8 protein-coding genes are annotated in these 8,661 nt (G+C 60.7%); all 8 read right to left on the bottom strand.

Going from position 1 to position 8,661, the window contains the following annotated elements; genetic code table 11:
- Positions 1-166: 166 nt before the first annotated feature.
- The gene (locus ACIOWE_RS22545) at positions 167-1,165 is read right to left on the bottom strand and encodes a sulfate ABC transporter substrate-binding protein (protein ID WP_034151535.1); all 999 of its coding nucleotides are present in this window, start codon (positions 1,163-1,165) and stop codon (positions 167-169) included.
- A gap of 183 nt (positions 1,166-1,348) precedes the next feature.
- Entirely contained in the window at positions 1,349-2,173 is an 825-nt protein-coding gene (locus ACIOWE_RS22540; protein WP_401396031.1) for an ion transporter, read from the bottom strand.
- A 21-nt stretch (positions 2,174-2,194) separates the two neighbouring features.
- Positions 2,195-3,109, bottom strand: coding sequence for an urea transporter (locus ACIOWE_RS22535; RefSeq protein ID WP_401396028.1), 915 nt, complete (start codon positions 3,107-3,109; stop codon positions 2,195-2,197).
- Positions 3,110-3,307: 198 nt separating this feature from the next.
- The gene (pyk, locus tag ACIOWE_RS22530) at positions 3,308-4,723 is read right to left on the bottom strand and encodes a pyruvate kinase (RefSeq protein WP_401396025.1); all 1,416 of its coding nucleotides are present in this window, start codon (positions 4,721-4,723) and stop codon (positions 3,308-3,310) included.
- Positions 4,720-5,994, bottom strand: coding sequence for a glycerate kinase (locus ACIOWE_RS22525; RefSeq protein ID WP_401396022.1), 1,275 nt, complete (start codon positions 5,992-5,994; stop codon positions 4,720-4,722). Before ACIOWE_RS22525 ends, pyk begins: the two co-directional genes overlap by 4 nt.
- A gap of 170 nt (positions 5,995-6,164) precedes the next feature.
- Positions 6,165-7,058, bottom strand: a complete 894-nt coding sequence (locus ACIOWE_RS22520) for a 2-hydroxy-3-oxopropionate reductase (RefSeq protein WP_401396019.1) — start codon at positions 7,056-7,058, stop codon at positions 6,165-6,167.
- 224 nt (positions 7,059-7,282) lie between these two features.
- On the bottom strand, positions 7,283-8,065 hold the full coding sequence (gene hyi, locus ACIOWE_RS22515) for a hydroxypyruvate isomerase (protein WP_016987505.1): 783 nt from the start codon (positions 8,063-8,065) through the stop codon (positions 7,283-7,285).
- Between the two features lie 176 nt (positions 8,066-8,241).
- On the bottom strand, positions 8,242-8,661 hold a 420-nt coding region (locus ACIOWE_RS22510), incomplete at its 5' end, for a thiamine pyrophosphate-dependent enzyme (RefSeq protein ID WP_401396016.1).

Below are 8,661 nucleotides of genomic sequence, written 5' to 3'. Positions count from 1 at the left end.
GTTGGGTTTGCCCGGGCCCGCTATCGGGGCGGGCCCCCCCCCACTTGGGGGGGCGCCCCCCCCCCCCCCCCCCCCCGCCTCACTCCTACATTGGGTTTGTGGTGGATTCAGAAGCGCACAAAAAAGGCGACCGTCGTGGGTCGCCTTTTTCATGTTTGCTTGAACCTTACTGGCCCGAGTAGATCTGGTCGAAAACCCCACCATCATTGAAGTGGGTCTTCTGCACGGTGCGCCAGTCACCAAAGGTTTTCTCAACCGAGAGGAAATCAACTTTCGGGAAGCGGTCGGTGTATTTCGCCAGCACCGCTGGATCACGCGGACGCAGGTAGTTGGCCGCAGCAATTTCCTGGCCTTCCGGCGACCACAGGTACTTCAGGTACTCATCAGCCGCAGCGCGCGAGCCTTTCTTGTCGACCACTTTATCGACCACGGAAACCGGTGGCTCGGCTTCAGCGGAGACGCTTGGGTAGATCACTTCGAACTGATCACGACCAAACTCGCGAGCGATCATTTCCGCTTCGTTCTCGAAGGTCACCAGCACGTCGCCGATCTGGTTGGTCATGAACGTGGTGGTCGCGGCGCGGCCACCGGTGTCGAGCACTGGCGCCTGTTTGAACAGCTTACCGACGAAGTCTTTGGCCTTGTTCTCGTCACCGCCGTTCTTCAGCACATAACCCCAGGCCGAGAGGTAGGTGTAGCGGCCGTTACCCGAGGTTTTCGGGTTCGGCACGATCACCTGCACGCCGTCCTTGAGCAGATCCGGCCAGTCTTTCAGGGCTTTCGGGTTGCCCTTGCGGACGATGAACACGGTGGCCGAGGTGAATGGCGCGCTGTTGTTCGGCAGACGCGTAACCCAGTTCTCCGGGACCAGTTTGCCGTTGTCGGCGAGGGCATTGATGTCGGTGGCCATGTTCATGGTGATGACGTCAGCCGGCAGGCCGTCGATGACCGAGCGCGCCTGTTTGCTCGAACCGCCGAAAGACATCTGCACGGTGATGTTTTCGTTGTGCTCGGCTTGCCAGTGTTTCTGGAACGCAGTGTTGTAGTCCTTGTAGAAATCGCGCATCACGTCGTAGGAAACGTTAAGCAGCGTCGGGGCTGCCTGAGCGATGTTGGCCAAGGCCAGGCCGGCGGCGAGAAGTGAGGCGCCAAAGAGTTTTTTCACTGCGCATTCCTTGTTGTTTGCGTATGTGTAGGAGCTGCCGAAGGCTGCGATCCTTTGATCTTGATCTTATAAAACCAACATCAAAAGATCGCAGCCTGCGGCAGCTCCTACAGGGGGTGATGTTTAATTGCCACGACTATAACGGGGCTCGCATAGTCGCTTAAAGATTAAAAAGCTCTGTGCTTATTCCATTTTCTTGAATAACGCATTGCCGCAACGTGAGCAGAACGACGCTTCAGGTTCATGGTTGTTTTTCGAGCAAACCGGGCAGTCGTGGTGCATCTGACCACCGCGCATGGCCGTGGCCAGTTCGGCAGTGAAAATCCCGGTCGGTACGGCGATGATTGAGTAACCGGTGATCATCACCAGCGACGAAATGATCTGCCCCAGAACGGTCTTCGGCACGATGTCGCCGTAACCCACCGTGGTCAGCGTAACGATAGCCCAATAGATGCCTTTGGGAATGCTGGTGAAACCATGTTCCGGGCCTTCGACCACGTACATCAACGTACCGAACACCGTCACCAGCGTGCAGACGCTGAGCAGGAACACAAGAATCTTCTGCTTGCTGCCGCGCAGGGCATCGAGCAGGTAATGCGCCTGTTTCAGGTACGGCCCGAGCTTGAGTACCCGAAAGATCCGCAGCATGCGGATGATCCGGATGATCAGCAGGTACTGCGCATCGCTGTAATACAGCGCGAGGATGCCCGGCACGATCGCCAGCAGGTCCACCAGTCCATAAAAACTGAAGGCGTAGCGCAACGGCTTTGGCGAGCAATACAGCCGCAGAATGTATTCACCGAGAAAGATGATCGTGAAGCCCCACTCGATGTACGCCAGCACGTTGGCGTAGTTCTGGTGGACGTCATCGATACTGTCGAGGATCACGATCACCAGACTGGCGAGGATGATCAGCAGCAGGGTGCTGTCGAAACGGCGCCCGGCCACGGTGTCGGTCTGGAAAATGATCACGTACAGGCGATTGCGCCACGTGTCGTTACTGTTCATGCACATCGCCTTGGCCATAAATCAGCGCAGCCTAGGTTGATTCTCCCCGTGAGCGCAAGACGCACTGTCGACCGAGGTTTTGCCGAACATTTGAATCCCGGCACGAATCAGCCAGCAGGCAAGGATGAACGGCGCAGTCAACGTGGCCAGCCCGATGGCGGCAAACAGCGGCGTGACCAGCAGCGCCAGGACGATCCCGAGCAGCGGCAACCACGGTTGTTGGCGTTGTGCACTGAAGGCGAGGGCGGCGAGGACGGCGTTGTAACTGCCGAGGCCGAGCAGCGCCAGGCTGGTTTCGTGGTGCAGCAGGCTGGAACCGAGGCCAATCGCCGAGGCCAGCAGCGCCCAGCAAAAAGCCCGGCGATCGGCGATCAGCAAACCAGTGGCGATCAGTGCGCCGGCCAGCGGATGCCCGAGGAACATCACCTGACCCAGACCGCGCAGTTCAGCGGCGAGCAGGTTCAGCGTGTTCATCTCGATGTGCGCCATGGGTGCCGAAGGCTCGGCGAACAGCAGCAGGATCCAGCTCATGGCCACGAACGGCGAGGTGTAGGCCGGTATGGAGCGGCTGCTGTAGACATGTTTGAGCCACTGCTGCGTGACCATCGCGCTCAAGCCGCCAGCGGCGAGAATCAGTGGCGGCAGCATTGGCGACCAGGGGAAATACAGGCTCAGCAGCAGGCCGAGCAAGATGCCGTTGTAGCTGAACAGTCCAGCCTGGCGATCAGCCTTGGCGTAGTTGCGCCGTTGCGCGGTGAGCAATCCGGCGACCGCACCGAGCAGCGCGCCGGCAAACAGAACCGGCGCGGTGAGCAGGATCGCCAAGAGGCACAGCAGGCCGCACAGCGGATGGCGCTGGAGGAATATTTGACTGAAACCGTTGAGCAAAGCCTCGGCCCAGTCGGGGCAGTGGGTGTTGAAATGGTTGGCAGGCATGTTGAGAAAATCTGGGCAGTTGGAAAATCAAAAGGTCTTGCAAGTCACTGTGGCGAGGGAGCTTGCTCCCGCTGGGTCGCATAGCGGCCCCCAACCGGGTTAATGCGGTTCTTCTGTGAAAACCGTCATGCCCTAAAAGCGACGACTGCTGCGCAGCCGAGCGGGAGCAAGCTCCCTCGCCACAAGTTTTTTATCTCTTTAGATCAATGTTTCGATCCGCAGCGAGTTAGTCGATCCAGGCTGGCCGAACGGCACACCCGCCGTGATCAGCAGCGTGTCGCCACGCTCGGCCATGCCTTGTGCCTGGGCGATTTCCAGCGCCGTCGAGCAAACCTCGTCGACCTGACGCAGGCGATCGTTGACCACCGAGTGAATCCCCCACGCCACGCTCAAGCGGCGCGCAGTCTGCAGGTTCGGCGTCAGATTGAGGATCGGCGCTTTCGGCCGTTCCCGTGCGGCACGCAAACTCGACGCCCCCGACTCGCTGTAGTTGACCAGCACCGCCACCGGCAGCACGTTGCTGATGCGGCGGATCGCGCAGCTGATTGCGTCGGATACCGTCGCTTCAGCTTTCGGTCGGCTGACGTCGAGCTGAGTCTGATAATCCGGGCCGTTCTCCACCTGACGGATGATCTTGCTCATCATCTGCACGGCTTCCAGCGGGTATTCACCGGAGGCGGTTTCCGCCGACAGCATCACCGCATCGGCACCTTCGGCCACGGCGTTGGCGACGTCAGTCACTTCAGCGCGGGTCGGGGCAGGGGAGAAGCGCATCGACTCAAGCATCTGCGTCGCCACCACCACCGGTTTGCCCAGTTCGCGGCACGTCGTGATGATGTTTTTCTGGATCTGCGGCACGCTTTCGGCCGGCACTTCGACGCCGAGGTCGCCACGGGCCACCATGATCGCGTCGCTCAGTTCGGCGATTTCACGCAGTTGTTCGACCGCCGACGGTTTCTCGATTTTCGCCATCAGAAAGGCTTTGTCGCCGATCAATTCGCGGGCTTCGAGAATGTCTTGCGGACGCTGCACGAACGACAGCGCGACCCAGTCCACACCCAGCTCCAGACCAAAGCTCAAGTCGCGGCGATCCTTGGCGGTCAGCGGGCTCAGTTCGAGCACCGCTTGTGGCACGTTCACGCCTTTGCGGTCCGACAGCTCGCCGCCGTTGAGCACGGTGGTGTCGATCGCGTCGTGATATTTGGTCACCACGCGCAGGCGCAGCTTGCCGTCGTCGAGCAGCAGATCCATGCCTGCCTCCAGTGCCGCGATGATCTCTGGATGCGGCAGATTCACCCGGCGCTCGTCGCCCGGTGTCGCGTCCAGATCAAGGCGAAATGCCTGGCCGCGATGCAACTGAACCTTGCCCTCAGCGAACTTGCCGACGCGCAGTTTCGGCCCCTGCAAATCCATCAGAATGCCTAGCGGATAGTTGAGCTGACGCTCGACTTCGCGGATCCACTGATAGCGCTTGGCATGGTCGGCGTGATCGCCGTGGCTGAAGTTGAGGCGGAAGATATTGACCCCGGCCTCGACCAGCTCACGGATGTCTTCGATGCCATCGACCGCAGGCCCGAGGGTGGCGAGGATTTTGACCTTTTTATCAGGCGTCATGATTTAGAACTCTCGAGGATCAGAATGGCGCGGAAGTCGTTGACGTTGGTGCGGGTCGGCTCGGTGACGATCAGCGCATCGAGCGCCTCGAAATAGCCGTAGCCGTTGTTGTTATCCAGCTCGTCGCTGGCGCTCAAACCGAGGGCGGCGGCGCGGGCGTAGCTGTCCGGGGTCATGATCGCGCCGGCATTGTCTTCCGAGCCGTCAATGCCGTCGGTGTCACCGGCCAGGGCATAGACGCCGGGCTGGCCCTTGAGGCTGTCGGTGAGGCTGAGGAGGAATTCGGCGTTGCGTCCGCCACGGCCATTGCCGCGCACGGTCACGGTGGTTTCGCCGCCGGAGAGGATCACGCACGGCGCCGCCAGTGGCTGACCGTGGTTGATGATCTGACGGGCGATGCCGGCGTGGACTTTCGCCACTTCGCGGGACTCGCCTTCGAGGTCGCCGAGGATAAGCGTGCTGAACCCGGCCTGACGGCATTTCACCGCCGCGGCATCCAGCGATTGCTGAGGGCGGGCGATCAATTGGAAATGACTGCGCGCCAGGGACGGATCACCGGGTTTGACGGTCTCCGACTCAGGGCTTTGCAGCCAGTTGCGCACCGAGGCCGGGACTTCGATGGCATAGCGCTTGAGGATCGCCAGCGCTTCGGTCGAAGTGCTCGGGTCGGCCACGGTCGGGCCGGAAGCGATGACCGTGGCGAGGTCGCCCGGCACATCGGAAATCGCGTAGGTGTAAACAGTCGCAGGCCAGCAGGCCTTGCCGAGACGGCCGCCCTTGATCGCCGAGAGGTGCTTGCGCACGCAGTTCATCTCGCCGATGGTCGCGCCGGATTTGAGCAGGGCCTTGTTGATCGATTGCTTGTCGGCGAGGGTGATGCCGGCGGCCGGCAAGGCGAGCAGGGCAGAGCCGCCGCCAGACAACAGGAAGATCACGCGGTCGTCTTCAGTCAGGTTGCTGACCAGCTCAAGCACGCGTTTGGCCACGGCCAGACCGGCAGCGTCCGGCACCGGATGCGCCGCTTCAACCACTTCGATTTTTTCGCACGGGGCGCCGTGGCCGTAACGGGTCACGACCAAACCTGTGACTTCACCTTCCCAGCAACGCTCGACCACTTGCGCCATGGCAGCGGCGGCTTTGCCGGCACCGATGACGATGACGCGGCCAGTGCGGTCAGTGGGCAAATGGGCTTCGAGGACCTGGTTCGGATGGGCCGCGTCGATGGCTGTGGAAAACAGCTCGCGCAGCAGTTGTTGCGGATCGACCGACATGGCGGACTCCCGGAATTCTTGTTATTGGGATAGAGCGACAACGGTGCAGCGACGCGGTCCTTGTGGGAGCTGGCTTGCCAGCGATTCAGGCGCTGCGGTCTTCCAGGCGGACCGAGTCGATGCCATCGCGGGCAAGCCCGCTCCCACAGGGAGCGAGCCAGAGGCGCAGATTATTTTTTGTCGCGAATCGAGAAGTTGGCCATGTGTTCCAGGCCCTTGATCAGCGCCGAGTGGTCCCAGTTGCTGCCACCGATGGCCGCGCAGGTGCTGAACACTTGCTGGGCGTTGGCGGTGTTCGGCAGGTTGATGTTCAGCTCCTTGGCGCCTTGCAGGGCCAGGTTCAGGTCCTTCTGGTGCAGGCTGATACGGAAACCTGGATCGAAGGTGCCTTTGATCATGCGCTCGCCGTGCACTTCGAGGATCTTTGAGGAGGCGAAACCGCCCATCAGTGCTTCACGCACCTTGGCTGGATCAGCGCCGTTTTTCGAAGCGAACAGCAGGGCTTCAGCGACGGCCTGAATGTTCAACGCAACGATGATCTGGTTGGCGACTTTGGCGGTCTGACCGTCGCCATTGCCACCGACCAGGGTGATGTTCTTGCCCATGGCCTGGAACAGCGGCAGTGCGCGTTCGAAGGCATCGGCGTCGCCACCGATCATGATGCTCAGGGTGGCGGCTTTGGCGCCGACTTCACCGCCGGACACCGGCGCGTCGAGGTATTGCGCACCTTTCTCGTTGATCTTGGCAGCGAACGCTTTGGTGGCGGTCGGCGAGATCGAGCTCATGTCGATAACGATTTTGCCTTTGCTCAGGCCAGCGGCAACGCCGTCGGCGCGGAACAGTACGTCGTCTACTTGCGGGGTATCCGGCACCATGACGATGATGAATTCGGCTTCCTGCGCGACTTCGCGCGGGTTGGCCAGGGCGACGGCGCCAGCGGCAACCAGATCAGCCGGGGCGGCGTCGTGGTGCGCCGACAGGAACAGGCTGTGACCGGCTTTCTGCAGGTTCGCCGCCATTGGGTGGCCCATGATGCCGGTGCCGATAAATCCGATTTTAGCCATGAGAAAATCCTCTTGTTTTTGTCTTTCCCCCGGTTCGCAACCGGTGGACTTTTTGTGGCGAGGGGATTTATCCCCGATGGGCAGCGAAGCTGCCCCAGTTTTTAGCGCGAATCAGTTCCAATCCCGGGTGCAGGTTTTACGACTGCTGCGCAGCCGGTCGGGGATAAATCCCCTCACCACAGGGGATCTGGTTTCAAGTCCAGATCCATGTTGAAAACTCGAACTCAGATTGCGTTGTGGGTCTTCAACCAGCCGAGGCCAGCTTCAGTGGTGGTCAGCGGCTTGTACTCGCAACCCACCCAGCCCTGATAACCGATGCGGTCGAGGTGCTCGAACAGGAAGCGGTAGTTGATTTCACCGGTGCCTGGTTCGTTGCGCCCCGGGTTGTCCGCGAGCTGCACATGGTTGATCTCGCCCAGGTGCGATTGCAGGGTGCGGGCCAGATCGCCTTCCATGATTTGCATGTGATAGATGTCGTATTGCAGGAACAGGTTGGCGCTGCCGACCTGCTCGCGAATCGACAGGGCTTGCGCCGTGTTGTTCAGGTAAAAGCCCGGGATGTCGCGGGTGTTGATCGCTTCCATCACCAGTTTGATGCCCGCTGCCTGCAGTTTGTCGGCGGCGTATTTCAGGTTGGCGACGAAGGTCTTTTCCACGGTGGCATCGTCAACGCCTTGCGGACGGATGCCGGCCAGGCAGTTGATCTGGGTGTTGCCCAGCACTTGTGCGTAGGCAATCGCCAGATCGACACCGGCGCGGAATTCCTCGACCCGATCCGGCAGACAGGCGATACCGCGCTCGCCCTTGGCCCAGTCACCGGCCGGCAGGTTGAACAGCACTTGGGTCAGACCGTTGGCGTCGAGCCTGGCTTTGATTTCAGCGGAGCTGAAGTCGTACGGGAACAGGTACTCGACACCGCTGAAGCCAGCCTTGGCGGCGGCGTCGAAACGGGCAAGGAAATCCTGTTCGGTGAACAGCATGGACAGGTTGGCTGCGAAACGCGGCATGGTGGTCTCCCGTAAATCTTGTGAGGTTCCCCTTGTGGGAGCGAGCTTCTGTGGCGAGGGAGCTTGCTCCCGCTGGGCTGCGCAGCAGACCCTGTATTTTTGGGGCCGCTTCGCGCCCCAGCGGGAGCAAGCTCCCTCGCCACATAGCTCGCTCCCACAGGGAGAGCGGTCAGCAGTTAATCAAGCAGCGAAATCGCCGTTGGCGCATCGTTGCCTACCAGCGCCAGGTCTTCGAATTCGTTGACGGCGTTGATCTCGGTACCCATGGAGATGTTGGTTACACGCTCCAGAATAATCTCGACGATCACCGGCACTTTGAACTCTTCGATCATCTGTTCGGCCTTGCGCAGGGCAGGGGCGATTTCCGACGGTTCGAATACACGCAGCGCCTTGCAGCCGAGGCCTTCGGCGACTGCGACGTGGTCAACCCCGTAACCGTTGAGTTCCGGCGCGTTCAGGTTATCGAAGGACAGCTGCACGCAGTAGTCCATTTCGAACCCGCGCTGTGCCTGACGGATCAGACCCAGGTACGAGTTGTTCACCACGACGTGGATGTAAGGCAGTTTGAACTGAGCGCCGACCGCCAGTTCTTCGAT

Origin of the sequence: Pseudomonas sp. NPDC087598 (assembly GCF_044743525.1) — a bacterium.
Taxonomy (GTDB): Bacteria; Pseudomonadota; Gammaproteobacteria; order Pseudomonadales; family Pseudomonadaceae; genus Aquipseudomonas.
Note: the sequence above shows the minus strand (reverse complement) of the source record. Positions and strands in the feature narration are given on the sequence as shown.